The sequence below is a fragment of the Labrys sp. 22185 genome, from assembly GCF_052045555.1.
GTDB classification, from domain to species: Bacteria; Pseudomonadota; Alphaproteobacteria; order Rhizobiales; family Labraceae; genus Labrys; species Labrys neptuniae.
The window spans coordinates 261,111-285,474 of record NZ_JBQEPH010000005.1 but is presented as its reverse complement, the minus strand read 5'-3'; the positions used below and the strand labels follow the sequence as shown (position 1 = coordinate 285,474).

21 protein-coding genes are annotated in these 24,364 nt (G+C 64.4%); 4 read left to right on the top strand and 17 right to left on the bottom strand.

Translation table 11 applies throughout. The annotated features are described in order from the left end of the window. Positions 1 to 5 precede the first annotated feature (5 nt). Genes ACTJKX_RS13140 through ACTJKX_RS13130 form a run of 3 tightly spaced genes read right to left on the bottom strand, consistent with a single transcriptional unit; the run spans position 6 to position 3,815 of the window. Complete coding sequence (locus tag ACTJKX_RS13140; RefSeq protein WP_440725516.1) at positions 6 to 2,270, bottom strand: xanthine dehydrogenase family protein molybdopterin-binding subunit; 2,265 nt, start codon at positions 2,268 to 2,270, stop codon at positions 6 to 8. Next, complete coding sequence (locus ACTJKX_RS13135; RefSeq protein ID WP_440725515.1) at positions 2,263 to 3,321, bottom strand: FAD binding domain-containing protein; 1,059 nt, start codon at positions 3,319 to 3,321, stop codon at positions 2,263 to 2,265. The genes ACTJKX_RS13140 and ACTJKX_RS13135 overlap by 8 nt, the downstream gene beginning before the upstream one ends. Beyond that, complete coding sequence (locus ACTJKX_RS13130; protein WP_311935463.1) at positions 3,318 to 3,815, bottom strand: (2Fe-2S)-binding protein; 498 nt, start codon at positions 3,813 to 3,815, stop codon at positions 3,318 to 3,320. The genes ACTJKX_RS13135 and ACTJKX_RS13130 overlap by 4 nt, the downstream gene beginning before the upstream one ends. A 305-nt stretch (positions 3,816 to 4,120) precedes the next feature. Here ACTJKX_RS13130 and ACTJKX_RS13125 point away from each other — a divergent pair, with 305 nt between their 5' ends. After that, complete coding sequence (locus ACTJKX_RS13125) at positions 4,121 to 4,714, top strand: TetR/AcrR family transcriptional regulator (RefSeq protein ID WP_440725514.1); 594 nt, start codon at positions 4,121 to 4,123, stop codon at positions 4,712 to 4,714. A gap of 28 nt (positions 4,715 to 4,742) precedes the next feature. On the opposite strand, the gene ACTJKX_RS13120 is transcribed toward ACTJKX_RS13125, so the two are convergent. From ACTJKX_RS13120 to ACTJKX_RS13105, 4 genes are all read right to left on the bottom strand, one after another. After that, positions 4,743 to 7,016, bottom strand: a complete 2,274-nt coding sequence (locus ACTJKX_RS13120) for an FdhF/YdeP family oxidoreductase (protein WP_394308132.1) — start codon at positions 7,014 to 7,016, stop codon at positions 4,743 to 4,745. Between the two features lie 202 nt (positions 7,017 to 7,218). After that, on the bottom strand, positions 7,219 to 7,659 hold the full coding sequence (locus tag ACTJKX_RS13115) for an NIPSNAP family protein (RefSeq protein ID WP_440725513.1): 441 nt from the start codon (positions 7,657 to 7,659) through the stop codon (positions 7,219 to 7,221). An 86-nt stretch (positions 7,660 to 7,745) separates the two neighbouring features. Further along, positions 7,746 to 8,654: a LysR family transcriptional regulator gene (locus ACTJKX_RS13110; RefSeq protein ID WP_440725512.1), complete on the bottom strand. Its 909-nt coding sequence runs from the start codon at positions 8,652 to 8,654 to the stop codon at positions 7,746 to 7,748. Positions 8,655 to 8,749: 95 nt separating this feature from the next. Continuing rightward, positions 8,750 to 10,900, bottom strand: a complete 2,151-nt coding sequence (locus ACTJKX_RS13105) for a sodium-translocating pyrophosphatase (RefSeq protein WP_311935473.1) — start codon at positions 10,898 to 10,900, stop codon at positions 8,750 to 8,752. A 409-nt stretch (positions 10,901 to 11,309) separates the two neighbouring features. Here ACTJKX_RS13105 and ACTJKX_RS13100 point away from each other — a divergent pair, with 409 nt between their 5' ends. Continuing rightward, positions 11,310 to 12,857: an esterase-like activity of phytase family protein gene (locus tag ACTJKX_RS13100; protein WP_440725511.1), complete on the top strand. Its 1,548-nt coding sequence runs from the start codon at positions 11,310 to 11,312 to the stop codon at positions 12,855 to 12,857. 168 nt (positions 12,858 to 13,025) lie between these two features. On the opposite strand, the gene thiL is transcribed toward ACTJKX_RS13100, so the two are convergent. The 9 genes from thiL to ACTJKX_RS13055 all read right to left on the bottom strand — a co-directional run bounded on the left by thiL (position 13,026) and on the right by ACTJKX_RS13055 (position 21,200). After that, complete coding sequence (gene thiL / locus ACTJKX_RS13095) at positions 13,026 to 14,012, bottom strand: thiamine-phosphate kinase (RefSeq protein WP_394308123.1); 987 nt, start codon at positions 14,010 to 14,012, stop codon at positions 13,026 to 13,028. Positions 14,013 to 14,026: 14 nt separating this feature from the next. Beyond that, positions 14,027 to 14,488, bottom strand: a complete 462-nt coding sequence (gene nusB / locus ACTJKX_RS13090) for a transcription antitermination factor NusB (RefSeq protein ID WP_367623179.1) — start codon at positions 14,486 to 14,488, stop codon at positions 14,027 to 14,029. Continuing rightward, positions 14,485 to 15,012, bottom strand: coding sequence for a 6,7-dimethyl-8-ribityllumazine synthase (locus ACTJKX_RS13085; RefSeq protein WP_082980224.1), 528 nt, complete (start codon positions 15,010 to 15,012; stop codon positions 14,485 to 14,487). Before ACTJKX_RS13085 ends, nusB begins: the two co-directional genes overlap by 4 nt. A gap of 258 nt (positions 15,013 to 15,270) precedes the next feature. Continuing rightward, positions 15,271 to 15,900 carry a riboflavin synthase gene (locus ACTJKX_RS13080; protein WP_440725510.1) on the bottom strand — a complete coding sequence of 210 codons (630 nt, stop codon included), beginning with the start codon at positions 15,898 to 15,900 and terminating at the stop codon, positions 15,271 to 15,273. Positions 15,901 to 15,903: 3 nt separating this feature from the next. Beyond that, positions 15,904 to 17,043, bottom strand: a complete 1,140-nt coding sequence (gene ribD, locus ACTJKX_RS13075) for a bifunctional diaminohydroxyphosphoribosylaminopyrimidine deaminase/5-amino-6-(5-phosphoribosylamino)uracil reductase RibD (protein WP_440725509.1) — start codon at positions 17,041 to 17,043, stop codon at positions 15,904 to 15,906. Between the two features lie 118 nt (positions 17,044 to 17,161). After that, positions 17,162 to 17,638: a transcriptional regulator NrdR gene (gene nrdR, locus ACTJKX_RS13070; RefSeq protein WP_311935487.1), complete on the bottom strand. Its 477-nt coding sequence runs from the start codon at positions 17,636 to 17,638 to the stop codon at positions 17,162 to 17,164. A 143-nt stretch (positions 17,639 to 17,781) separates the two neighbouring features. Next, a complete protein-coding gene (glyA, locus tag ACTJKX_RS13065; RefSeq protein WP_311935489.1) occupies positions 17,782 to 19,077 on the bottom strand; it encodes a serine hydroxymethyltransferase in 1,296 nt (431 codons plus the stop codon). 179 nt (positions 19,078 to 19,256) lie between these two features. Further along, positions 19,257 to 20,501, bottom strand: a complete 1,245-nt coding sequence (locus ACTJKX_RS13060; protein WP_068298907.1) for a L,D-transpeptidase family protein — start codon at positions 20,499 to 20,501, stop codon at positions 19,257 to 19,259. A 291-nt stretch (positions 20,502 to 20,792) separates the two neighbouring features. Further along, the gene (locus tag ACTJKX_RS13055) at positions 20,793 to 21,200 is read right to left on the bottom strand and encodes a DUF6163 family protein (protein WP_394308117.1); all 408 of its coding nucleotides are present in this window, start codon (positions 21,198 to 21,200) and stop codon (positions 20,793 to 20,795) included. Between the two features lie 247 nt (positions 21,201 to 21,447). Between ACTJKX_RS13055 and hemB the strand changes: the two genes are divergently transcribed. Then, a complete protein-coding gene (gene hemB, locus ACTJKX_RS13050; protein ID WP_311935494.1) occupies positions 21,448 to 22,485 on the top strand; it encodes a porphobilinogen synthase in 1,038 nt (345 codons plus the stop codon). A gap of 9 nt (positions 22,486 to 22,494) precedes the next feature. On the opposite strand, the gene ACTJKX_RS13045 is transcribed toward hemB, so the two are convergent. Next, positions 22,495 to 22,776 (bottom strand): SelT/SelW/SelH family protein, encoded by a 282-nt coding sequence (locus ACTJKX_RS13045; RefSeq protein WP_068298899.1) that lies wholly within the window; start codon positions 22,774 to 22,776, stop codon positions 22,495 to 22,497. A gap of 195 nt (positions 22,777 to 22,971) precedes the next feature. Between ACTJKX_RS13045 and ACTJKX_RS13040 the strand changes: the two genes are divergently transcribed. Next, positions 22,972 to 24,309 carry a branched-chain amino acid ABC transporter permease gene (locus ACTJKX_RS13040; RefSeq protein WP_440725508.1) on the top strand — a complete coding sequence of 446 codons (1,338 nt, stop codon included), beginning with the start codon at positions 22,972 to 22,974 and terminating at the stop codon, positions 24,307 to 24,309. Positions 24,310 to 24,364 lie beyond the last annotated feature (55 nt).

Below are 24,364 nucleotides of genomic sequence, written 5' to 3'. Positions count from 1 at the left end.
CTACCTCACAGCAACTCCTCGATGGCGATCGGGAATTTCCTCACACGCTTGCCGGTCGCATGCCAGACGGCATTGGCCACTGCGCCCGCCGTCCCGGTGATGCCGATTTCGCCGACGCCCTTGATGCCGAGCGCGTTCACATGGGGATCGTGCTCCTCGACCAGGATGGCCTCCAGCGAGGGGACGTCGGCATTGACGGGCACGTGATATTCGGCGAGATCCGCATTCATGATCCGGCCCGAGCGATGATCGACAACCGCATGCTCGTGCAGGGCGAAGGACACGCCCCAGATCATGCCGCCCAGATACTGGCTGCGCACCAGATGCGGGTTGACGATCCGCCCTGCCGCAAAGGCGCCGACGAGCCGGCTGACACGCACCTGCCCGAGATCGGGATCGACCTTGACCTCGGCAAAGACGGCACCATGGGCATGCATGGCATAGCTTGCCTGCGATGCCGGATCGGCGCTGGCGCGTCCCCTGGCCTCGATCTCCGCCAGGCCGGCCCGGCCGAGAATATCGGCATAGCTCTCGCTGCGGCTTTCGTCGTCCCGGCGGGCGAGCCGCCCGTCTCGGGCGATCACGCCGGCATTGCCCGCACCGAACAGCGGCGAACGCTCGTCGCCTACGGCCAGTTCCGCCAGCTTGGCGATCGCCGCCGCGCCGGCTTCGTGGATGGCCGCGCCAGCCGTGGCCGTATGCGCCGAGCCGCCGGCGATGCCGGCATCCGGCAGATCGGAGGTGCCCGCCCGGAATTCCACCTGGTCGATATCGAGGCCCAGGCCGTCGGCAGCGATCTGGGCGAGAGCCGTCCAGGCCCCCTGCCCCATGTCATGCGCACCGGTTTCCATCAGACCGGAACCGTCTCGCCGAATCACGGCCCGCGCCTCGGCCTGGAACATCAGGGCCGGAAAGATGGCGGTACCCATGCCCCAGCCGACGAGAAAGCCTGCCTCGTCGCGCATCTGGCGGGGAGCAAGCGGCCGGCCGGCCCAGCCGAAACGCTTGGCGCCTTCGGCATAGCATTCACGCAGGGCCTTGGAGGAAAAGGGCTTGCCGGTGGTCGGCTCGATTTCGGCATAGTTCCTGAGCCGGAACTCGAGCGGATCGATGCCGCTTGCCCAGGCTGCTTCGTCCATTGCGCTTTCCAGGGCAATGGAACCAGTGGCCTCACCGGGCGCGCGCATGAACAGCGGGGTTCCGGTGTCCGTCCGCACCGCGTCATAGCTAGTGACGATGGCAGGGCTCGCATAGAGCGCGTGCGAGGCGCTGGCGGCAGGCTCGAAGAAGTCGTCGAAGGTGGACGAAGCCGTCCTGGCGTGATGGACGAGCGCCGTCAGCGCACCGTCTCCGGCAATCCCGAGCTGCAAGGTCTGGCGGGTCGGGGCGCGATGGCCCACGGGCCCATACATCTGGTCGCGCCTGACCACGAGCTTCACTGGCCGTCCGACGAGGCGGGCCGCCATGATGCCCAGGATCTGCGGCCCGGCAACGAGACCCTTGCAGCCGAAGCCGCCGCCGAGAAACGGGCTGCGGATATGAATCTTGTCGGGCGCGATGCCGAAAAGACCGGCGATACGGCCCTGTGCCATCGCCATGCCCTGGCTGGGCGTATCGATCGACAGGGTATCCCCCTGCCAGCTCGCGACGATGGCGTGCGGCTCGATCGGGTTGTGATACTGGGCGGGCGTCTCATACACGGCCTCGATCTTCCTGTCCGCCCCGGCGAAGCCGGCCTCGATGTCGCCATGCACGGCTTGCGATGGATTGCCGACACCAACGGCCGGCGGCACGAAGCCGTCCCCATCGAGGCCGATCCGCGCTGTCTCGGCCTCGTAGCGCGGCGCCAGCAGCGCGGCCCCTTCCGTCGCAGCCTCCAGCGACTGCGCGATCACCACGGCGATCGGCTGGCCGGCATAGCGCACGCGATCGTTCTGCAGCACGTCGAGCCGGAACATGAAGGGATGATCCTTGGCATCCGGATCCTGCGCCAAGGCCGGCTTGTGGTCCGGCGTCATCACCTCCACCACGCCCGGATGGCCCTTGGCCGCTTGGACATCGAGAGAAGAAACCCGGCCGCGAGCAATCTGCGCAACCGCCATCACGGCATAGAGCATGCCGGCGGGATGGTTGTCGGCCGCATAGCGCGCAGCTCCGGTGACCTTGAGGACGCCGTCCCGGCGCGTCAGGGGCTGGCCGATATTGGAACCGTGCCGGACATGCGCCGGAGCCTGGTTCGGCTTGAGGTCGGGCGTAACGAGTTCAGGCATCTCGACGGGCTCCGGGGAGGGTTGAGAAAGGGGAACCTGGCAGAGCGGGGATACGATCCGGCGTGCCGGCGGCCGCTTCGGCCAGGGCGCGCACCAGCGTGCGGCGCGCCAGTTCGATCTTGAATTCATTGTCGCCCGAGGGCTTCGCCTCGGCGAGAGCCACCTGCGCGGCGCGCTGGAAGACGGCTTCGTCCGGGGTGGCGCCGGCCAGAACCGCCTCCGCTTCGAGCGGCCGCCAAGGCTTGGCCGCGACGCCGCCCAGCGCCAACCGTGCCTCATCGATCACCCCATCCCTGAGACGCAGGGCAGCGGCCACCGATACTACGGCAAAGGCATAGGATGTCCGCTCGCGAACCTTGAGATAGCGGGTATGAGCGGCAAAACCGGCGGCGTCGGCAGGCAATCGCACCGCCACGATCAGGTCGCCCGGCTCAAGGGCCGTATCCTGCTCCGGCGTATCTCCCGGCAGGCGATGCAGCTCGCCCAGCGGGATCTCGCGCCGCCCTGCCCTGCCCTCGATTTCCACCGTGGCGCCGAAAGCAGCCAGCGGCACGCAGAAATCCGAAGGGTGGGTGGCGATGCAGGCTTCGCTCCAGCCCAATATCGCATGCAGGCGGTTCTCGCCGCCGCGGGCATCGCAGCCCGAGCCTGGTGCACGCTTGTTGCAGGCGCCGGCAACGTCGAAGAAATAGGCGCAGCGCGTACGCTGCATCAGATTGCCGCCGACAGTCGCCGCGTTGCGCAACTGGCCCGATGCCCCGGACAACAGCGCCTCCGCGACAGCGGGATAGGTTCTTGCGAAAGCCGGGTCATGGGCAAGGTCGGCATTGCGCACGAGTGCACCGATCCTGATGCCCCCATCGGGCAGCCAGTCGATCGCGCCGAGATCCGGCAGTCGGGTGACGTCAACGAGCCGGTCGGGGCTGACAACGTTTGTCTTCATCAGGTCGAGGAGATTGGTGCCGGCGGCCAGAAACGCAGAACCAGGCCGGGAGGCCGCCGCGACCGCCTCCGCAATCGTCGCCGGTCTCACATAATCGAAGCTCTTCATGCTGATTTCCTCCGTCCGCCCTCGGCCAGGACATGGTGGGCCTCCAGCACGGCCTCGGTGATGCCGGCATAGGCGGAGCAGCGGCACAAATTGCCGCTCATGCCCTCGCGGATTCTCTCGGGATCGTCCCCGGCCTGGCCTTCGCGGATCAGGCCAATGGCACTCATGATCTGGCCGGGTGTGCAGAAGCCGCATTGGAACCCATCATGGGCGATGAAGGCCGCCTGCATGGGGTGAAGATGCTCGCCCTGGGCGACCCCCTCGATGGTTTCGATCTCCGCGCCATCATGGCTGACGGCAAGCGCCAGGCAGGAATTGATGCGGCGGCCATCCACCAGGACGGTGCAGGCGCCGCATTGACCGCGATCGCAACCCTTCTTGGTACCGGTGAGATCGAGGCGTTCCCGCAGGAGGTCGAGAAGCGTCACCCTCGGATCGTCGAGTTCGACGTGACGTTGCTCACCATTGACGGTGAGGCTGATGGAGAAAGTCATGCACTGCTCCAATCGACTGATTTTTGGACGATCCAGGCTGCCGAGGCCAAAGCGCCTTAGAGGGAGGCCGATTCTCTCGGATCGGAGGCGCTTGTCTCTTCAGAGTCTCTGGAGGAGCACGATCCAGGCGGATCGAACTCCAGGCTTCAGGCCGCGAGACGCAATCTGGGCGGCCGGATGCAAACGGGCTGCCCAAGGGAATCGGGCATCGATTTGATTGGAGAGCATCTGTCTGATTTGATGCTCATGCAGTATTTATACGGAGGGTCCCTCCGTTTTGCAAGGGGCAGGCTGGCTGAATTCAGATGGTGGAGCAAACCGAGAAAACAAGACGCAAGCCGCGCGCCGATGCGATCCGCAATCGGGAACGGCTGCTGGCGGCTGCCAAGACCGTTTTCAGCAGGGGCGGCTCCGAAGCGAGCCTGGAGGCGGTCGCAAGGCAGGCGGAAGTCGGCATCGGCACGCTCTACCGCCACTTCCCCACCCGCGAATCACTATTCGAGGCGGTCTATCGGCAGGAAGTGGATCATCTCAGCGAATTGGCGGAGCAGCTGAAGGACGATGCGGAGCCGGTCGATGCGGTCCGCCGCTGGTTGCATGCCAATGTCCAGCTGGTCGCGACCAAGAAAGGCATGCTGACGGCATTGGCACTCGCTGCCTATGCCCCGTCCGAACTCTATGCCTATTCCTTCGATCGCCTGACCACGGCGCTTGGCATCCTGCTGAACCGGGCCGTCGCCGCCGGACAGATCCGGGCGGACGTGACGCCGGAAGATCTGCTGCGGGCCCTGGTGGGCATGTGCTACATGCGCGACCATCCCGGCTGGCTGGAAGCCGTGCAGCGGCTCGTCGACGTTTTCGTCGACGGCCTGTGTGTCGGGGCCGCCAACGCAGGTTGAGTGGCCAGCCGGCTGGCTTTCTTGTGCGTCAGCCTGTTTTTCGGATTCGCACCGGCACGGATTTGTAGGAAGGCGTCCCGCTTTCCTCATCCTTGTAGTCGAGGGGCACCAGCCCATTGGCTTCGGGATAATAGGCCGCGACCGAGCCACGAGCGATATCGTAGGCAATGGCGGTAAGCTTGAGTCGCCGCGGCTCGCCCGATGGCAGCGCCGTCTCGATCTCGACGAGATCGCCATGCTCCAGTCCCAGCCGGGACAGATCCGCCGCATTCACGAACAGCACGTCACGACGGCCGAACACGCCACGATAGCGATCATTCAAGCCGTAGATCGTGGTGTTGTACTGATCATGGCTGCGGATGGTCGCCAGCTTGAGCACGTCGGCGTCGGCGCTGGCTGTATCCTCTTCCAGCCCCTTGAAGGACAGGAACTCGGCCTTGCCCGATGGGGTCGGCCAGATGCGCTCGGTCGGCGGCAGGGGCAGGCGGAAGCCACCGGGGATGCGGATACGCTGGTTATAATCCTTGAAGTCCGGCAGGACATTCTCGATCGCATCGCGGATGAGATCGTAATCGGCCACCATCTCGGCCCAGTAGACCTTGCTGTCGGGCAGCGTCGCCATGGCGATGCCGGCGACGATGGCCGTCTCGGAGCGCAGATATTCAGAGGCCGGTGGCAGCTTGCCGCGCGAGGCATGCACCATCGACATCGAATCCTCCACCGTCACGGCCTGGGGCCCGCTCGCCTGCATGTCGCGCTCGGTCCGCCCCAATACCGGCAGTATGAGTGACTGCTTGCCGATGAGAAGCTGCGAGCGGTTCAGCTTGGTGTCGAGATGCACCGTCAGGTCGAGCTTGCGCATGGCGGCATGGCTGCGCTCGGGATCCGGCATGGCGACCGCGAAATTGCCGCCCAGGCAGATCAGGATCTTCGAGCTGCCTGCGTCGATCGCCTCCATGGCGGCCACCGCGTCATGGCCGTGATGACTTGGCGGCTTGAAGCCGAAAGTGCGCTCGATACCCTCGAACAAGGGAGCATTGGGCCTTTCGGTGATGCCGACCGTACGGTTGCCCTGCACGTTGGAATGGCCGCGCAGGGGGCAGATGCCGGCCCCCGGCTTGCCGAAATTGCCTTTCAGCAGCAGGAGATTGGCGATCTGCTGCACATTGGCAGTGCCCCGATTGTGCTGCGTGATGCCCATGCCATAGGCGACGATGGTGGCGTTCGAACGAGCATAGGCCGTCGCGACCTCGCCGAGCTGGGCCTTGCTGAAGCCGCTGATGGCCTCGATGGCCTGCCAGGACGTCGCGGCGAGGTCGGCAGCGAACTCGGCAAAGCCACGTGTGTGATTGGCGATGAAATCGTGGTCGAGGACTTTGTTGTCCGATGCTTCGTCCATCTCGACCAGGGCCTTCATGACGCCCTTGAGGGCAGCGGCATCCGCGCCGACCTTGACCTGATAATAGGACGAGGCGATCCGCGTGGAACCGAAGGTCCCCATCTCGACAGGGTTCTGGGGGTCGGCGAAGCGCTCGAGCGCCCGTTCCTTCAGCGGATTGAACACGATGATCGGCACGCCGCGGCGCGAGCATTCATGCAGCGTGCCCATCATGCGCGGATGGTTGGTGCCCGGATTGTGGCCCAGCGAGAGGATCAGCTCGCAATGGTCGAAATCCTCCAGCGAGACGGTGCCCTTGCCGATGCCGATCGATTGCGGCAGGCCGACGCTGGTCGCCTCGTGGCACATGTTGGAGCAATCGGGAAAATTATTGCTGCCATATTCGCGAGCAAAGAGCTGGAACAGGAAGGCCGCCTCATTAGAGGCCCGGCCAGAGGTGTAGAACTCGGCCATGTTCGGATCGGGTAGGCTGCGCAAGGCGGCGGCGATCCGCGCGAAGGCATCGTCCCATTCGATCGGCTGATAGGTATCCGTCTCCGAATCATAGGCCATCGGATGGGTGAGGCGGCCCTCGTTCTCGAGGTGATAGTCGCTCCAGCCCAGGAGCTCGGTCACGGTGTGATCGGCGAAGAATTCCGGCGTGACGCGTTTGCTCGTCGCCTCCCAGGTCACCGCCTTGGCACCGTTCTCGCAAAACTGGAAGGTCGAGCGGTGCTCCTTGTCCGGCCAGGCACAGCCGGGGCAATCGAAACCGTCCGGCTGGTTCATCCGCAGGAAGGTCAGCGGCGCCTCGAGCACTTCCATCTGCGTGCGCACGGCCGCTGCCGTCGCCTTGAGGGCCCCCCAGCCGCCGGCGGGGCTGTCATAGGCTCTGATCCCGGGAACGTCGCGCTTGCGGGCCATATATCCCTCCGCTCCTCTGAGTCTCGTTGGATCGTCGCGGGTCGCGGCCAACCCGGCCGCCCTCGCATATCGAGGAGCATACCGGGTTGTTTCGGCTCAACCCCAATCCAGCTTGCGCGTTCTCCCCATCCTGTCAACCGACATGAAAGACGCGGCCGGAAAGGTAGGCAGAGAAGCCTGCGTCAGGGGAAATTGCCGCCTCTCAGATCAAGGGCGCGTAGTCGACAGCCTGCATGGCGCGATCTTCGATCACGCCGACCATCTTGCCGTCACGGGCCACGGTTTCGTCCTTGATGCGTTGCCATTCCTGATCGGCCATGAAGCGATCCCAGCTTGCTTTCATGGTCTCGGCATCCGGCCAGCGCAGCAGATAGACGAATTCCGTACTCTCCCGCGTGGTCGTCTCCCATAGCGAAGCGAAATCAAAGCCATAGGTCTTCATGATACGGACGGCATGGTCACGAAAGCGAGCATGGAAAGCCGCCTTGTTGTGCTCGAATATTTCATAGATGCGCAATTGATAGATCATTGATTTTCTGCTCCTTCGGGCATGGCTGGAGCCGGCATGCAGAGCAAAGGCCGCCGTCATGGCAGCCGCTGCACATTTCAGGACATCGCGTCGGTCCGTGGTCTGAAGGTTCATGGCAACCGCTCCCGCTCAGCTCGGAAGTGATTTTGATCACCCAGAGATCATTGTAAAATATATTATAGATAGTCGATTGATAGCTATCACATATCAAACGTGCTCAACCGGCTGACGATTTCGATGAAGCTGTCGCGGATCGGCGAGGCGATATCGGCGCGCCAGCCGAGAACCATGTCCATGTGGCTCAATTCATCCGGTGCGGTGGTGACGATCGGACAAAAGGCCACGCCCTTGCGGTTCTCCTGGGTGGCCGAGGCCGGTACCAGCGCCACTCCGAGGCCGCCTGCCACCAGGCCGACGACGGTCTGCATCTCGCAGGCCTCCTGGGTGATGCGCGGCTCGAAGCCTGCATGGCGGCATAGGGCGATCAACTGGTCATGGAAGCTCACTCCCTCGTCGCGAGGAGTCATGATCAAATCCTCCCCGGCCAGTTGCTCGAGCCTTATCGCTGTACCGGCTGCGAGGGGATGATCGTCGGGTAAGGCCGCCAGGACCGGCTCACGCTCGATCCGCTCGAAGCGAATATCGGCTGCCGGTACGCCCGGCCAGCGCATGAAGCCGATATCGGCCTGTTTGCCTCGCAGGGCCTCGATCTGCTTGGCCGTGGTCGCCTCGCGCAGAACCAGTTCCACCTCCGGGAAACGGGAGCGGAAGGTTCGCAGTGCCAGTGGAACCAGATCGCGGCGGGCCGTGCCGACAAAGGTGATGGCAAGCCGACCCGCCAGTCCCGCCTCGATCCGGCGTGCGCGCAGGGCTCCCTGCTCCAGGGTTGCCAGGCAGGCTTTCGCCGTCTCCAGAAACGCGGCCCCGGCATCGGTCAAAGCGACATGACGATTGCTGCGTGTGAACAGGCGGGCGCCGACCTTCTCCTCGAGCTTGCGCACGGCCTGGCTGAGCGGCGGCTGGGCCATATGCAGGCGCTCGGCCGCGCGATGGAAATGCAGTTCCTCGGCGAGGACGACGAACTGGTGCAGGAGGCGCGTCTCGATCATCGGTCAAAACCATCGCGGCCGTGGTGCTGGCCTGTTTCAAAACGAAAGAGGGAGGGCATTGCCCTCCCTCACCCGCCATAGACTATCGCGAAAGCTCAGTGATGGGCCAGGATGGCCAGCAGCAGCAGCGCGACAATGTTGGTGATCTTGATCGCCGGGTTGACGGCGGGGCCTGCCGTATCCTTGTAGGGATCGCCGACCGTGTCACCGGTCACCGAGGCCTTATGGGCTTCGGAGCCCTTGAGGTGCTTGGTGCCGTTGGCGTCGATGAACCCATCCTCGAACGACTTCTTGGCATTGTCCCAGGCGCCGCCGCCCGCCGTCATCGAGATGGCGACGAACAGACCCGTGACGATCACGCCGAGCAGCATGGCGCCGACGGCGGCGAAGGCATCCGACTTCGAGCCGGTGATCCACAGCACCAGGAAATAGATCACGATCGGCGACAGGACCGGCAGCAGCGAGGGGATCAGCATCTCCTTGATGGCAGCGCGGGTCAGCAGGTCCACCGCCTTGCCGTAATCCGGCTTGTCGGTGCCCTGCATGATGCCGGGCTTCTCGCGGAACTGGCGCCGGACCTCCTCGACGATGGCCGAAGCGGCCTTGCCCACGGCGGTCATGGCGATGCCGCCGAAGAGATAGGGAATGAGGCCGCCGAGCAGCAGGCCGACGACCACGAAGGGATTGGCCAGCGAGAAGTTCGGCTGCACCCCGGCGAAGTAGGGATACTGGGCCGAATTCGAGGAGAAATAGGCAAGGTCCGAGGTATAGGCCGCGAACAGCACCAGCGCCCCGAGGCCGGCCGAGCCGATGGCATAACCCTTGGTGACGGCCTTGGTGGTGTTGCCGACGGCGTCGAGCGCATCCGTCGACTTGCGGACTTCCTTGGGCAGGCCGGCCATTTCGGCAATGCCACCGGCATTGTCGGTGACCGGGCCGAAGGCGTCGAGCGCCACCACCATGCCGGCGAGGCCCAGCATGGTCGTCACGGCGATCGCCGTGCCGAACAGGCCGGCAAGCGTGTAGGTGGCGACGATACCGGCGACGATCACGATGGTGGGCAGTGCCGTCGCTTCCAGCGAGACCGCGAGGCCCTGGATGACGTTGGTGCCGTGACCGGTGACGGAAGCCTGCGAGATCTCGCGCACCGGCCGGTAGCCGATGCCCGTATAGTACTCGGTGATCCAGACGATCAGGCCGGTCACCACCAGGCCGACGATGCCGCAGGCGAACAGGGAGGTGCCGGTGACGTCATGGCCGCCAATGGTGCCGATCGAGCCCCAGCCGATCAGGAAATGCGTGGCGACTGCCAGGCCCGCCACCGAAAGCACGGCCGAAGCGATGAAGCCCTTGTAGAGCGCGCCCATGATCGACTGGTTGGCGCCGAGCTTGACGAAGAAGGTGCCGACGATCGAGGTGACGATGCACGCCGCGCCGATACCGAGCGGATAGAGCAGCACGTTGGAGAGCACCGGCGTTCCGGCGAACAGGATCGCCGCGAGCACCATGGTGGCGACCACGGTGACCGCATAGGTCTCGAACAGGTCGGCGGCCATGCCGGCGCAGTCACCGACATTGTCGCCGACATTGTCGGCGATGGTGGCAGGGTTGCGTGGGTCGTCCTCGGGAATGCCGGCCTCGACCTTGCCGACGAGATCACCGCCGACGTCGGCGCCCTTGGTGAAGATGCCGCCGCCCAGACGGGCGAAGATCGAGATCAGCGAGGCGCCGAAGCCCAGAGCCACCAGCGAATCGATGATCTCGCGCGCCTGCTTGGGATCCGCGAAGGAGAGCTGCATCGGGCCGGTCAGCACATAGTAGTAGACGGCGACGCCAAGCAAAGCGAGACCGGCCACCAGCATGCCGGTGACAGCACCGGCCTTGAAGGCGACTTCGAGCCCCTGCCCCAGCGAGTTCATCGCAGCCTGTGCCGTGCGGACATTGGCTCTCACCGACATGTTCATGCCGATGAAGCCGGCAAGACCCGAAAGCACTGCGCCGATCAGAAAGCCGATGGCGCTCGGGATCGAGAGGAAATAAGCGACCAGCGCGAAGATGATGATGCCGACGCCGGAAATGGTGACGTATTGGCGCCTGAGGTAAGCCTGTGCGCCTTCACGCACGAAACCGGCGATTTCCTGCATCCGGGCGTTGCCGGCGGGCTGCGCCATCACCGACTGGAATGCCCAGATTCCGTAAACGAGGGAAAGCGCCCCGCACGCAATAATGACCCACAGAGAAAGCATGGACTAAATGTTCCTTGTTCTTTACTCGCACAAGCCACTGAACAAATCGCACGAACGAACGACCCCTGCCCTTCGTATCGAAGGTCAGGATATTGCAGGTGCGGCGAATCCTCCCACCGGAGCCGTCTGATTGTCCGGATTGCCGCGATGCTGCCAAAATCATACGGGCAGCGCAACCGACGCCGTGCGTTCGCGGCAAGTTCTTTCGAAGATCCTCTTGGTGCGTCACCCGCCGGAAAACTGTCACGCCTCTGTCATCGGCTCTTGCCAAGGAAGTCCACGCTGAAGCGTTTCGCAATTCGGCCATATTGCTGAAAATTGCGAAGACACGTCGAAACAACAATGACCGGGAGCAAAGACGCGTTTTCGCTGAGGCGCGTCTGTGTTCTGGCCACCGAGCGAGATTTCCATGCGCCTTCTTCGCACCATCCTTCTCACCACCCTCCCGGTTCTGCCGACGCTGGCAATGGCCGAGCCCCTTGCCATCAAGGAGCCCTTCGTTTCTTCCGCCCCGGGCGAAGAGAAGATCGATTTCGCCGGCGGCAGCTTCGTCAATCATGGCCTGGTCGGCGTCGGCCGGCTGAGTGCCGACCTCAAGGACGAAAAGGGCGATACGCTCGGCTCCTTCTCCTCCATGGCGATCGATCCCAAGAGCTGGAGCAAGACCGCCACCGGCTATAAGGGCCAGCTCCGCTCCCTGCCGGACCGCGGCTACAACAATCCCGACAAGGGCCTGTTCTTTGACTATCAGGGCCGCGTCCTCGCCTTCGACTTCGCCTTCACGCCCTATTCCGGCCCTGCCCTGCCTACCGCCGTCACCTCGCAGTCGCAGATCGAACTGAAGCCGCTCGACGGCAAGGGCGTCTTCCTCACCGGCCTCGACGGCAAGCCGACGACGGGGGCCGATCCCGCCGACAACACCGTCGAAATGAACGGCTATACCCTGCCCGTACCGCCGGCCGGAGCGCTTGGCGCCGGCTCCCTCTCCTTCGACGCCGAGTCGATCGCCTATCGTTCCGATGGCAGCTTCTATGTCGGCGATGAATATGCTGCCGCCGTCTATCTGTTCGGACCGGACGGCAAGCTGAAGGGCCTCATCCCGCCCGGCCCGGCCCTGGTTCCCACCAAGAAGGGCAAGATCAACTTCACCTCGATGGAAGCGCCCGACACCGGCCGGCGCAACAATCAGGGCCTGGAAGCGATCTCGCTGACGCCGGATGGCAAGACCCTCTACGCCGTGCTGCAAAGCGGTGCGCTGCAGGACAGCTCGGCCGGCAAGAACCAGGCGAACCGTGCCACCACGCGGATCTACGTCTATGACGTCGCCTCGGACCCGCTGCCCAAGACCCCCAAGGCCGTCTACTCGATCGAACTGCCGGTCTATTCCAAGAAAGGCGACGGCAAGATCGACAGCACGGCCGCACAAAGCGAGATGGTGGCGCTCGACGACCACCGCTTCCTTCTGCTCGCCCGCGACGGCGCCGGCCATGGCTGCGACTGCAAGAATCCGGAGATGTTCAAGGCCATCCTGGTGGTCGACACCAGCGGCGCCACCAATCTGGCCGGCACGGACTATGAAACCGGCACCAAGCCGATCGCGCCCGCCAAGGACGACCGCAATGTTCTCGATCCCGCCATTACCCCTGCCCGCTCCCAGGTGCTGGTCAACCTGTTGAACGCCACCCAGCTCGGCAAGTTCGGCCTCAACATCGACAATGCCAAGTCCAACGATCTCACCCTGTCGGAAAAATGGGAAGCCATGACGCTGGTGCCCGCCCTCGACCCGGCTGCGCCGAACGATGCCTTCCTGTTCGTCGGCAACGACAACGACTTCCTCACCAGGAAAGGCGTGATGAAGGGTCAGAGCTACGACGCCGGCCTCACCAACGACACGCTGGTGCTGGCCTATCGCCTGACCCTGCCGGAAGATCTGGCCAAGGCCTTGGCAGGGAAATAAGGGCATCGATGAGAGTGGGGGTAGTTGCCCTCACCCCCGACCCCTCTCCGAACCTGGGAGAGGGGAGCATCGGCGTCGCGGTTGATAACGGTCGGGCGAAGCGCACGACAACAAGGCGGAACACAACGCCTGCGGCTCCCTCTCCCGAATCGGGAGGGGGACAGCCCCTCAAAAATGACTGAAACTGCCTCGGGCGAACTGGACGTCGTTGCCCTCACTGTCGAACCATCTCGGAACATGATGACCCGATGTCACCACGCCGATCGGGCTGACTGGTACCCCGGAGTTCCGCGCTGCCGCTTCGAAAGCGGCGCGTTGCCCGGAAGGCACGGCGCAGAGGATCTCGTAGTCGTCCCCTCCCGTTAGGGCCGTTTCCAGCAACGTCGCGTCAAGCTTGCAGGCTGCCTGCGCGGCTGGCGAAAGCGGCACGGCATCGCGTTCGACATCGGCCGACGCACCGGAAGCCCTCAGCAGCTTGGCGAGATCGCCGACGAGGCCATCGGAAATATCCATCGAGGCCGAGGCGTGGGCGAGCACCGCCGGCGCCAGCGCTGTGCGCGGCTGTGGCAGGAGGTAGCGCCTGGCCAGGTGATCGCGCTCCACCTCTGCAAGCCCGGCCAAGGCAGCCGCGCCGCGACGTGCCAGCAGACCCAGAGCTCCGTCGCCGATGGATCCGCTGACATAGAGGATGTCGCGAGGCTGCGCGCCGTCGCGGCGCGGAATGCGATCGGAGGGCACCAGGCCGAAGGCGTTGACGGCGATCGTCAACGGCCCCGTGGTCTTGACCGTATCGCCGCCCAGCAGAGCAAAGGCGAATTCCTTGCCGTCGACCGCCAGGCCCTCGGCGAAGCGCTGCAGCCAGTCCTCACGCCAACCCGGCGGCAGGGCAAGGCAGAGCGTATAGGCATGCGGCCGCGCGCCCTTGGCGGCAAGGTCGGACAGGTTCACGCGCAAGGCCTTGCGCGCGATGAGATCGGGATCGTCGTCGGCGAGGAAATGAATGTCGGCGACAAGCGCATCGGTGGTGACCACCAGATGCTCGCCAGGCGGCACACTCAGCGTCGCAGCGTCGTCCGTCAGCCCGCGCGCGCCGGGATGGGTCGCGAGCGGGGCGAAGAAGCGGCTGATCAACTGGTCTTCGGTGAGCCGCGCCATGCGAGGACTGATGCTCAGGAAGCCTGGAGATGGTCGTTGCGTTCGGCCTTGGCGATCTTGTCGAGCACGGCGTTGACCATGCCGGCCTCCTCGCGATCGAGGAAGGCATGCGCGACGCTGACATATTCGGAGATCGTCACCTTCGGCGGGATGTCCTTGCGATGCAGCAATTCATAGACGCCGGCACGCAGGATGGCGCGCAGGATGGCATCCACCCGCTTGAGCGGCCAGCCATCGGCCAGCGCCTGGTCGACCTTGGGATCGATGCTGCGCTGCTCGCGCACGACCCCGCCGACGATGTCGCGGAAGAAGCTCTCTTCGGCCGGCGAATATTCCACGCCGTCGATCTCCTGGCCGATCCAGTGGTTCTCGAATTCGGCCAGCACCTCGACGACATTGGTGCCGCGGATGTCCATCTGGTAGAGCGCCTGCACGCTGGCAAGGCGCGCAGCAGAACGTTTCTGGGCGCGGCTCATGCCTCGACCCCATGCAGGCGGCGTTTCAGGGCAACCATGTGCAGGGCGGCATCGGCGGCGCCGCCACCCTTGTTCATTTCCGAAATGCTGGCGCGAACCCGGGCCTGCTCGTCATTCTCGACGGTGAGGATGCCGTTGCCGAGCGGCAAAGCGCGCTGCACCGAGATGTCCATCAGGGCGCGCGAACTCTCGCCGGCGACGATGTCGTAATGGGTGGTCTCGCCGCGGATCACACAGCCCAGGGCGATTGCCGCATCATAGGCACGGCCGCGCTGTACCGCGGCGTCGAGAGCCATCACGATGGCCGAGGGGATTTCGAGGGCACCCGGCACGGTGAGCACGTCGAAGCTGCCGCCAGCCGCCTTGATGGCGCCGGTCGCGCCGGTGAGCAGCCCGTCGGCGATCTCTTCGTAATACCGGGCTTCGACGATCAGGATATGCGGCGGCAGCGGACCGCCGAAGCCGGACTCGGTATTTTCGAAGGAAGGGGCGGAGGAACTGGAAACACGCCTGGGACCGGCCATGGGAATTCTCGTCTCAGAGGAAAGGCAGGCTCTAAACGCGCCGCCTGAATGCTGTTGGATTGACGGCGTTCCTAGAGCGTTTTGCGATGAGACGGAAGCGTCTCGAATCGCAAAGACGCGTCGGAACGAGGAGCTAGAGCAAAAAAGCGTTCAGTCACGAACGCGCTTTGCTCTAGAGCATTGGGCCGAAAAGGGGAAGCCGGTTTTGAGCAGGAGCGATGCGACCATGAAGCATGGCAGAGCAGACGCCGCTCGGCATCAGGGACGGTCGCTCCAACGCTCGGCGCCGACATCCGCCAGACGTGCGGCATAGCGTGCCATGGTATCGATCTCGATGTTGATCTCGGCTCCCACGGGCGTCTGGCCCCAGGTGGTGACGCAGAGGGTATGAGGGATCATCATCACGCCGAAATCCTGCCCCTCCACTTTGTTGACGGTCAGCGAAGTGCCGTCGAGCGCCAGGGATCCCTTCTGGGCGATGAAGCGCGACAGGGCGACAGGCACGCGGAAGGTGAACTGCGAGGTGCCGTCCTGGTCCTTGCGATCCAGTACCGTCGCCACCCCATCGACATGTCCGGAGACGATATGTCCGCCGAGTTCATCCCCGATCCGGAGCGCCCGCTCGAGATTGAGCTTATGCCCCACGCGCCAGGCGCCGAGCGTCGTGCGCCCGATCGTCTCGGAAGAGGCATCGACGGTGAAGAGCGTGTCGCCCCCCGGCCGCAGGGCCAGACTGGTCATGGTAAAGCAGATACCGGCCACCGCCATGGAGGCGCCCACCGTCATGGTGTCGGCGGGATAGGAGCAGGCGATGGTGATGCGCTTGGCGGAGCCGTGGTCCTCCAGCGCGACGATCTCGCCAATGTCGGTGATGATGCCGGTGAACATGGCTCAGTTCCTGCGTTGAATGGTCATGGTATCACGGCCGACCATACGAGCGGCCAGATTGGGCAATTGCTCGTCAATTTTCGCCTGAAGCTGCGATGTCAGGGCCGTCACCCCCTCCCCGATCGGTTCGGGCGAGGTGAACTGCACGAACTCCTCGACGAGATCGGCCTCGACCAGGCCGGCAGCCAGCTGGGGGCCGGCTTCGACCAGCAGGCGGGTGACGCCCCGTGTGCCGAGCAGGCGCAAGGCCTCGCCGAGATCGAGGGATGCTCCCCCGCTGGGCGAAAGGGCCGAGCAGCCGATCCGCATCACCTCCACCCCCGCCTCGACCAGGTCCCGTTCCGGTTCGACGGGGGCGTCGGCGCGAGCCATGACCCATACCGGCACCTCGCGTGCCGTCTCGACCAGCCGCGAGGAGAGCGGGAGCCGCAGCCTTGAATCGAAGATGATCCTCACCGGCGACTGGGCAGCCATGCCGGGCAACCGCACGGTGAGCATCGGGTCGTCCTTGAGCACCGTGCCGATGCCGACGGCGATGGCATCGCTCTGGGCCCGCATCAGATGCACATGGGCGCTCGCCTCCTCGCCGGTGATACGAACCGGGCGCCCGCCGGGACCGGCGAGCTTGCCGTCCGCCGAGACCGCGATCTTCACGGTGACCCCGGGCCGGCCGAAGGTCACGCGCGTGATGTGCCCGACATGGGCCTGGAAGGCCTCGTCCGCCAGCACACCCTCGCGAACCTCGAGGCCATAGCGCCGCAGCATGTCGAAGCCGCGCCCGCCCACGCGCGGGTCCGGATCGCGCAGCGCTCCAACCACACGGGCAATGCCGCCGCGCGCCAAGGCATCGGCGCAGGGGCCGGTGCGCCCGTAATGCGAGCAGGGTTCGAGGGTGACATAGGCGGTGGCCCCCTTGGCCAGTGCTCCAGCCTCGGCCAGCGCCTGCGTCTCCGCATGGGGCCGCCCACCCGGCTGCGTCCAGCCCCGGCCGACGATGATATCGGCGTCGCCGACCCGGCGGACGATCACGCAGCCGACGGCCGGGTTTGGCCAGGTATTGCCAAATCCCCGCCGGCCCAGCGCCAGAGCCGCCCGCATGAAGCGTTCGTCACGCCGCTGAGCATCGATGGCGGAGACAGGCATGGCGAAAGTCACGGGAAAGCATCAAACCGGCAAGGGGGCTCGAAGCAGCAGATAAGCTTGCCGCATGCGTCATGCAAGCGCGACACGGGAATGCCGCGCCCACATGGACCGGCAGAGCTCACTCCTCGTCCACCCGCGTCTCGTCCTCGATGCTCAATTCATCGAGAACAGCCGTAAAGTCCTTGGCCTCGCTGAAATTGCGATAGACCGAGGCGAAGCGCACATAGGCAACATCGTCGAGGGCCTTGAGCCCCTTCATGACGATGCGGCCGATCTGCTCGGAGGTGATCTCGCTTTCCCCCAGGCTCTCGATCTGCCGAACCAGGCCGTTGACCAGCCGCTCAATGCGCTCCTCATCGACCGGGCGCTTGCGCAGTGCCGTGGTGATGGAGCGCGAGAGCTTGTCGCGGTCAAACGCAACCTTGCGGCCCGAACGCTTGACGACCGTCAGTTCACGCAATTGCACGCGTTCGAAGGTCGTGAACCGTCCCCCGCAGTCCGTACAGACGCGGCGGCGGCGGATCGAGGTTCCGTCATCGGTGGGGCGGCTGTCCTTCACCTGCGTGTCGGGCGCACCGCAATAGGGGCATTTCATGGATTATTCCTGGGAGTGCGGACATCCGACATGCTCGCATGTCGCGATGTCCGCACTTCCTATACTGCACGCGATGCGTTTCCAAGAAGCGGACGTCGCAACATGCAGACATGTGGCTGAGATATCCGCTCTCCCGGCAGCGATCAGTAGATCGGGAAGCGGCCGGTCAGCTTGTTGACCTTGACGCGCACCGCTTCTTCGACTGCGCCATTGTTGTCGGCGCCGTTCTTGGCCAGGCCTTCCAGTGCCTCGGTGATGAGATCGCCGACTTCCTGGAACTCCTCGACGCCGAAGCCGCGCGAGGTGGCGGCGGGCGTCCCAAGGCGGATGCCCGAGGTCACCATCGGCTTCTGCGGATCATAGGGAATGCCGTTCTTGTTGCAGGTGATGTGGGCGCGCTCCAGCGCCTTCTCGGCGAAATTGCCGGTGAGGTTCTTGGGGCGCAGATCGACCAGCATCAGATGGTTGTCGGTGCCGTCGGTGACGATGTCGAAGCCGTTGCTCTTGAGATTGGCGGCCAGGGCGGCGGCATTCTCGACGACTTGGCTTGCATAGGCCTTGAACTCAGGGCGCAGCGCCTCGCCGAAAGCCACGGCCTTGGCGGCGATGACATGCATCAGCGGTCCGCCCTGCAGGCCCGGGAACACGGCCGAATTCACCTTCTTGGCAATCTCCTCGTCATTGGTGAGGATGATGCCGCCGCGCGGGCCGCGCAGGGTCTTGTGGGTGGTCGAGGTCGCCACATGCGCATGCGGGAACGGCGAGGGATGCGCGTCGCCGGCGACCAGGCCGGCGAAATGGGCCATGTCGACGAAGAAATAGGCGCCGACCGCATCGGCGATCTCACGGAAGCGGGCGAAGTCCCAGTGGCGGGCATAGCCCGAGCCGCCGGCAATGATCAGCTTGGGCTTGTGCTCATGGGCGAGGCGCTCGACCTCGTCCATGTCGACGCGCTGGTCGTCGGGACGCACATTGTAGGGCACCACGTTGAACCAGCGGCCGGACATGTTGACCGCCGAACCATGGGTGAGATGGCCGCCGGCATTGAGGTTCAGGCCCATGAAGGTGTCGCCCGGCTTCATCAACGCCAGGAACACGCCCTGATTGGCCTGGCTGCCGGAATTGGGCTGGACATTGGCATAGGCGCAGCCGAACAGCTTCTTGACGCGCTCGATCGCCAGGTTCTCGGCCATGTCGACGAATTCGCAACCGCCATAATAGCGGCGGCCCGGATAGCCCTCCGCATATTTGTTGGTCATGATCGAGCCCTGAGCCTCCAGGACCGCCTTCGAAACGATGTTCTCGGACGCGATCAGCTCGATATGGTCGCGCAGGCGGCCCAATTCGAGATCGATGGTACGCGCCAGCTCCGGATCGGCGGAATGCAGATCGGCGGCGAAGAAGCTGTTCGACAGGGCGGCGGAGCGAGCGTCATTCATCGTGGCAGGGCCTCGTTGGAGAAGAGGCAGACGACATAACGGAGTTGCACCGCAAAGTCATGTCTGCAAGCGACCAAAGTTGCGCCAAGGCTGGAAAGGCGGGCTCCAAACGCAGCAACGCCGCAGACGAGGCTGCGGCGTTGCCAATCTCTTTCAGGACGGAGGGAGCAGCGCCCCGATCAGCCCTGCTCTTCCTTGGTGACCACGGAAAGCGAGGCGAAGCCATCCTTGTTGTAGATGTCGTCGCGGAATTCGACGAGGCCCTCGGGCGTCGCCCAGGCCGTGATATAGGCCCAGAACACCGGCACCTTGGCGGTCGGGTTCACCGTCGTCTGGGCGCCCGAACGGATCACTTCATCGATGCGGTCGCGAGTATATTCGGTACCCTGCAGGATCCAGGCGACCAGCTCACGAACGTCCTGCACACGGGCACAGCCCGAGGAATCGAAGCGGTAGTCCGAGCCGAACACCGACTTGTAGGGCGTATCGTGCATATAGACGCCATACTGGTTGGCGATGTTGATGCGCACCTGGCCGAGCGAATTGCCGAAGCCCGGCTCCTGCCGGAAGCGCATCTTGGTGGCTTCGTCGGTGTTCCAGTTGATCTGCTCGGGCGTGAGCTCCTGGCCCTGCGGATTGAAGATGCGGATATGGTGATCGGCCAGGTAGCTCGGCTCCTTCTGCATCAGAGGGATCAGGTCCTTCTTGATGATGGAGAGCGGCACGGTCCAATAGGGGTTGAAATTGATGTTCTGCACCACGGTCGACAGGATCGGCGAGGGTCGGTCCGGCTTGCCGATCACCGTGGAGTGGCGCTGCTCGACCGCGCCGTTGTTCACCGCTTCCAGCTCGGTCGCCGGAATGTTCATCATGATGTAGCGGTTGCCCAGATTGCCCATCGAGCGCAGCCGCACGATGTTCATCTGCAGCTGCTTGATGCGGACATCGATCGGAATGGCGAGGGCGGCGCGCGAGGTATCGCCGACGACGCCGCTGGACAGGATGCCATGGCGCGACTGGAAGCGCTTCACCGCACCGTCGAGATAGGAATCGAAGACGGGCGAACCGCCGAGCGACGGCGCCAGATCGCCCGAGGCGATCAGGCGCTGGCGCAGCGAGACGACGTCGGGGCTGCGCGAGCCAAGCTGGAGCCGGCCCTTGCCGGTCACCTGGGGCCAACCGCCCTGGGCCGCGATTTCGCTATATTTCTGCAACGCATTCTGCGTGGCCTGCAAGGTGTAGGCCGAGAAAGTGGGCGAGGAACTGCTGGCCTGCCCGATGGGGCTGGCCACGGAATCGTAGCGTTCCTTCATCTCCATCTGGCCGAGGCCATAATCCTGCGCGGCGGCCGGACGCGCCAAGGCGGTCGCAGCGGCCCCGAGGGCCAAAGTGGAGAGAAAACCACGACGAGAATAGTCAGACATCTTGTTCTAATCCTGCAGCAAAGCCCGCTTGCGCCACGCACCTACCGTACCGGTAATTTCCTGCGGCCGTGAATTAGCCGAGCTCTTTACACGGGAGAGGTAAACGAACCGAGACCAAAATCAGACCTCGTCACCGGCCATTTGCGATCCCGGTATACGAAACTTGCGCAATGCCCTATCGCCAGAAAGCGGCAAAACCGGGACAAATGTGGCAAGGCCCGTCACGATCACCGCCATGTGAGCGCGAATCGCGCCTGCGTGACAAAGTTGCAACAATCAGGTCGCCGACTCTCACGGATGGCGCCGCTCGCGCGAGGCGAGAAAGGCCAGCCCGACATAGAGCAGGATCAGAACACCGATCGTCGTCATCATCGCATATTGCCGGCCGAAGATCTCCGGACGGAACAGCGAGATGATGAAATAGCTGCCGGAAGCGATCAGCCAGATGACCCCGCCCCAGGTCGCCGCCATCCACAGGCCGACGGCCGCCACCAGGTCGAAGACCGCGAACACGATCACGGCGCTCTGGGTGAGGACCGGCATGTCGAGGAAGCGATCCGGATCGGCCTGCCCGATCCCAAGGATCAGGCACCAATGAATGATACCCTTGGCCATCCACAGCACGGCGACGGCACGCATGAACCACAACAGGTAGGCGCCATAGGGCGGGCCGTCGCGGTCAAACTCGATATCGCTCATGTCGTGCCTCGTTGCTGTCGGTCCTTCTAACCGTGCAAGGAGCCGAGGGCAAATCACCCGGCCGCATGGAGGCGATCGAAGCCTGGCCGATGAAGGGGGCGAGGAATGCCCGCCATCTCGCGGGTGCTTCCCGGTTTTTGACCATCGAGCCCCTGCATTTGCCGCTGCCGGGGTGTGACATGACGGCATGCCTCCACTGCACCGGATGTGATAGAACCTTTCCAAAGTTCATTTCGAAGAGACTGCCATGCCTTCCTCCGTCACCCCGCTCAAGCCCGCCCTCGCCTCCGCCTCGGACCGTCTCGACCTCGTCGAGCGCCCGCGCCGCAACCGCAAGAGCGAATGGGCCCGCCGGCTGGTGAAGGAGAATGTGCTCACCACCAATGATCTGATCTGGCCGATCTTCGTGCAGGAAGGCGAGAATCTGAGGAGCCCCGTAGCGGCGATGCCCGGCGTCGACCGAGTCAGCATCGACATCGCCGTCGAGGAAGCGCAGCGGGCCGCCGCCCTCGACATCCCCGTGGTGGCGATCTTCCCCTACACCGATCCTTCGCTGCGCGACCCCACCGGGAGCGAGGCCCTGAACGCGCAGAACCTGACCTGCCGGGCCTGCCGCGCCATCAAGGCCAAGGTGCCCGAAATCGGCCTGCTGACCGACGTGGCGCTCGATCCCTACACCTCGCATGGCCATGACGGGCTGCTGGAAGCGGGACGCATCCTCAATGACGAGACCGTCGCCTTGCTGGTGCGCCAGGCCCTGGTTCAAGCCGAATCCGGTTCTGACATCATTGCACCGTCCGACATGATGGACGGCCGCGTCGGCGCCATCCGCGCCGCACTCGATGCCGCCGGTTTCCTCGACGTGCAGATCATGGCCTATTCGGCCAAATATGCCTCGGCCTTCTACGGCCCGTTCCGCGAGGCGGTCGGCTCCTCCGGCGCGCTCAAGGGAGACAAGCGCACCTATCAGATGGACTATGCCAATTCGGACGAGGCCGTGCGCGAGGCCGAGCTCGACATCGCCGAAGGCGCCGACATGATCATGGTCAAGCCCGGCCTGCCCTATCTCGACATCGTCGCCCGCCTCAAGCAGAGCTTCGGCCGCCCGACCTTCGCCTATCAGGTCTCGGGCGAGTATGCGATGATCATGGCCGCCGCCCAGAACGGCTGGATCGACGGCGAAAAGGCGATGATCGAGAGCCTCACCGCCTTCAAGCGTGCCGGCGCCGACGGCATCCTCACCTATTTCGCACCGCGCGCCGCCGAATATCTGCGCGGCAGATAGCAGGCCGGCCTATCTATCGATATGGCCGAGATCGCGATCGGGATCGAGCCGGTCGCGCACCAGCTGCTTGAGAGCTTTGACGTCGGGAAAGCCGCCGTCGCGCTTGCGCTCCCAGATCTCCTGGCCCTCATATTCGATGCGGAAGGCACCGCCGGTGGCCGGCACCAGCGTAACCTCGCCCAGATCTTCCGAAAAGGTCGAGAGCAGTTCCTGGGCCATCCAGGCTGCCCGAAGCAGCCATTGGCATTGCCGACAATAAACGATGGTCACACTGGGCTTGCCGTCACGCATCACGAGTCTCGAAACAGGAAAGGGATTCGACGATATCCCCGCCGCCGCCTCAGGAAAAGCTCGCTATTGAGTGGCCCCTCACCCGGGACGGCCGGGTTTGCTGTCCGAATCGCGGCAAGCCTGTAATCTGCTTGCAGGCAGCGCCGACATAAAAATCGGGTCAACCGGTGTGGCGCGAAGATTCAGGCGGCACCCTTGATCCATCGTGTCATCGCCTTGCTTCTCGTCACTTTGTGCCTGGCTTCCTGTCGCGACAGCCTCGACCCGCAGGAAATCCGCATCTGCCGGCAGACATTGCCCGCCGTGGCGCTCGACGCAGACGGACTTACGGTCACTGCCGTTACCCCCGCCTCGCCACCGTTCAAGATCCGCATCGACTATCGGACGCTACACCAGGGACGCAGCAGCAATCACAGCGTGTTCTGCGCCTTCGGACCGAGCCCGCCGGATAACCGGTTCATCGAGCTGAGTGCCCTGGCCGCGGACGGCAGAGCCTTTGCTGCCTGGAAGCTCCACCTCCTCAAGCGCTATTGGCTCGAACGCCCCGAGGCCGCCCTTGCCGATCCGGGCCCCGGTGAAACCATCGCCGATATACCCGAGGTCCCCGGCAGCATTGCCTTTCTGGTGCAGAGTCTCGGCAACGGGGTGCCGACCACGGCCATGACCATGCTGATCGCGGTGGCCTATGCCCTCGTCTTCGGCCTGGTCCAGCGCATCAACCTGGCCTTCGGGGATTTCGCCACGCTCGGCGGCGTGATGAGCGTCTCGATCATGCTGATCATGCTGGCGCTCGGCTCCCGCTCTCCGGCCCTGGACCTCATCGTCGTGTTCGCGGCTGCGGTCGGCCTCGTGGTTCTCGCCGGTCATATCGTGGAAAAACTGGTCTTCGCCCCCCTCGCCTTCCGGCGCGGCCAGACCATCCTGATCGCAACGGTGGCCGTGGCATCGGTCATGCGCGAGGCGATGCGGGTCGCCCAGGGTCCCAATGATCGCTGGGCACCGCCGGTCACCAGTCCCTATCTGCCGGTGGTGCGATCGGGCGATTTCGTCGTCCATTTCACCGTCATGCAGATGTCGATCGGTGCGGCCGCGTCCATCGTCGCCATCGCCTTCGTCGTGCTGATGCACCGCAGCGAGCTCGGCCGGCGCTGGCGCGCGATATCGGACGATGCCCTGATGGCCAACCTTGTCGGGATCTCGAGCCGGGGCATGCTGGCCTTGACCTTCGGCCTCGCCTCCGCACTGGCCGGTTTCGCCGGTTTCATCATGACCGTCTATTACGGCGGAGCCGATGCTTATGGCGGAGCCATGATCGGCTTGAAGGGCCTGGTCGCAGCCGTCATCGGCGGCATCGGTTCAATCGAAGGGGCGCTGCTCGGCGGCCTCGTGCTCGGCCTGTTCGAGGTTGTCTGGCAGGCCTATTTTCCGATCGAGCACCGGGACGTGGCCGTGATGACCTTTCTTGTCCTCATGCTGATCTTCCGTCCGGGCGGGCTGTTCGGCTTTGCCGATGCCACGCCCCGGCAGGTCTGACGACCGACTTCAAAAACGACGCCGGGCGCGATAATTTGATCTCGCCCGCCAGCAG

What these genes read in the sequence shown, in the direction of transcription:
- ACTJKX_RS13100 (WP_440725511.1), top strand. Translation starts at nt 11,310, where the DNA reads ATGCGCCTTCTTCGCACCATCCTTCTCACCACCCTCCCGGTTCTGCCG.
- hemB (WP_311935494.1), top strand. Translation starts at nt 21,448, where the DNA reads ATGCCTTCCTCCGTCACCCCGCTCAAGCCCGCCCTCGCCTCCGCCTCG.
- ACTJKX_RS13115 (WP_440725513.1), bottom strand. Translation starts at nt 7,659, where the DNA reads ATGAACCTTCAGACCACGGACCGACGCGATGTCCTGAAATGTGCAGCG.
- ACTJKX_RS13080 (WP_440725510.1), bottom strand. Translation starts at nt 15,900, where the DNA reads ATGTTCACCGGCATCATCACCGACATTGGCGAGATCGTCGCGCTGGAG.
- ACTJKX_RS13140 (WP_440725516.1), bottom strand. Translation starts at nt 2,270, where the DNA reads ATGCCTGAACTCGTTACGCCCGACCTCAAGCCGAACCAGGCTCCGGCG.
- ACTJKX_RS13105 (WP_311935473.1), bottom strand. Translation starts at nt 10,900, where the DNA reads ATGCTTTCTCTGTGGGTCATTATTGCGTGCGGGGCGCTTTCCCTCGTT.
- ACTJKX_RS13135 (WP_440725515.1), bottom strand. Translation starts at nt 3,321, where the DNA reads ATGAAGAGCTTCGATTATGTGAGACCGGCGACGATTGCGGAGGCGGTC.
- ACTJKX_RS13055 (WP_394308117.1), bottom strand. Translation starts at nt 21,200, where the DNA reads ATGAGCGATATCGAGTTTGACCGCGACGGCCCGCCCTATGGCGCCTAC.
- nusB (WP_367623179.1), bottom strand. Translation starts at nt 14,488, where the DNA reads ATGAGCCGCGCCCAGAAACGTTCTGCTGCGCGCCTTGCCAGCGTGCAG.
- ACTJKX_RS13110 (WP_440725512.1), bottom strand. Translation starts at nt 8,654, where the DNA reads ATGATCGAGACGCGCCTCCTGCACCAGTTCGTCGTCCTCGCCGAGGAA.
- thiL (WP_394308123.1), bottom strand. Translation starts at nt 14,012, where the DNA reads ATGGCGCGGCTCACCGAAGACCAGTTGATCAGCCGCTTCTTCGCCCCG.
- ACTJKX_RS13120 (WP_394308132.1), bottom strand. Translation starts at nt 7,016, where the DNA reads ATGGCCCGCAAGCGCGACGTTCCCGGGATCAGAGCCTATGACAGCCCC.
- ACTJKX_RS13125 (WP_440725514.1), top strand. Translation starts at nt 4,121, where the DNA reads ATGGTGGAGCAAACCGAGAAAACAAGACGCAAGCCGCGCGCCGATGCG.
- nrdR (WP_311935487.1), bottom strand. Translation starts at nt 17,638, where the DNA reads ATGAAATGCCCCTATTGCGGTGCGCCCGACACGCAGGTGAAGGACAGC.
- ACTJKX_RS13130 (WP_311935463.1), bottom strand. Translation starts at nt 3,815, where the DNA reads ATGACTTTCTCCATCAGCCTCACCGTCAATGGTGAGCAACGTCACGTC.
- ACTJKX_RS13085 (WP_082980224.1), bottom strand. Translation starts at nt 15,012, where the DNA reads ATGGCCGGTCCCAGGCGTGTTTCCAGTTCCTCCGCCCCTTCCTTCGAA.
- glyA (WP_311935489.1), bottom strand. Translation starts at nt 19,077, where the DNA reads ATGAATGACGCTCGCTCCGCCGCCCTGTCGAACAGCTTCTTCGCCGCC.
- ribD (WP_440725509.1), bottom strand. Translation starts at nt 17,043, where the DNA reads ATGCCTGTCTCCGCCATCGATGCTCAGCGGCGTGACGAACGCTTCATG.
- ACTJKX_RS13045 (WP_068298899.1), bottom strand. Translation starts at nt 22,776, where the DNA reads ATGCGTGACGGCAAGCCCAGTGTGACCATCGTTTATTGTCGGCAATGC.
- ACTJKX_RS13060 (WP_068298907.1), bottom strand. Translation starts at nt 20,501, where the DNA reads ATGTCTGACTATTCTCGTCGTGGTTTTCTCTCCACTTTGGCCCTCGGG.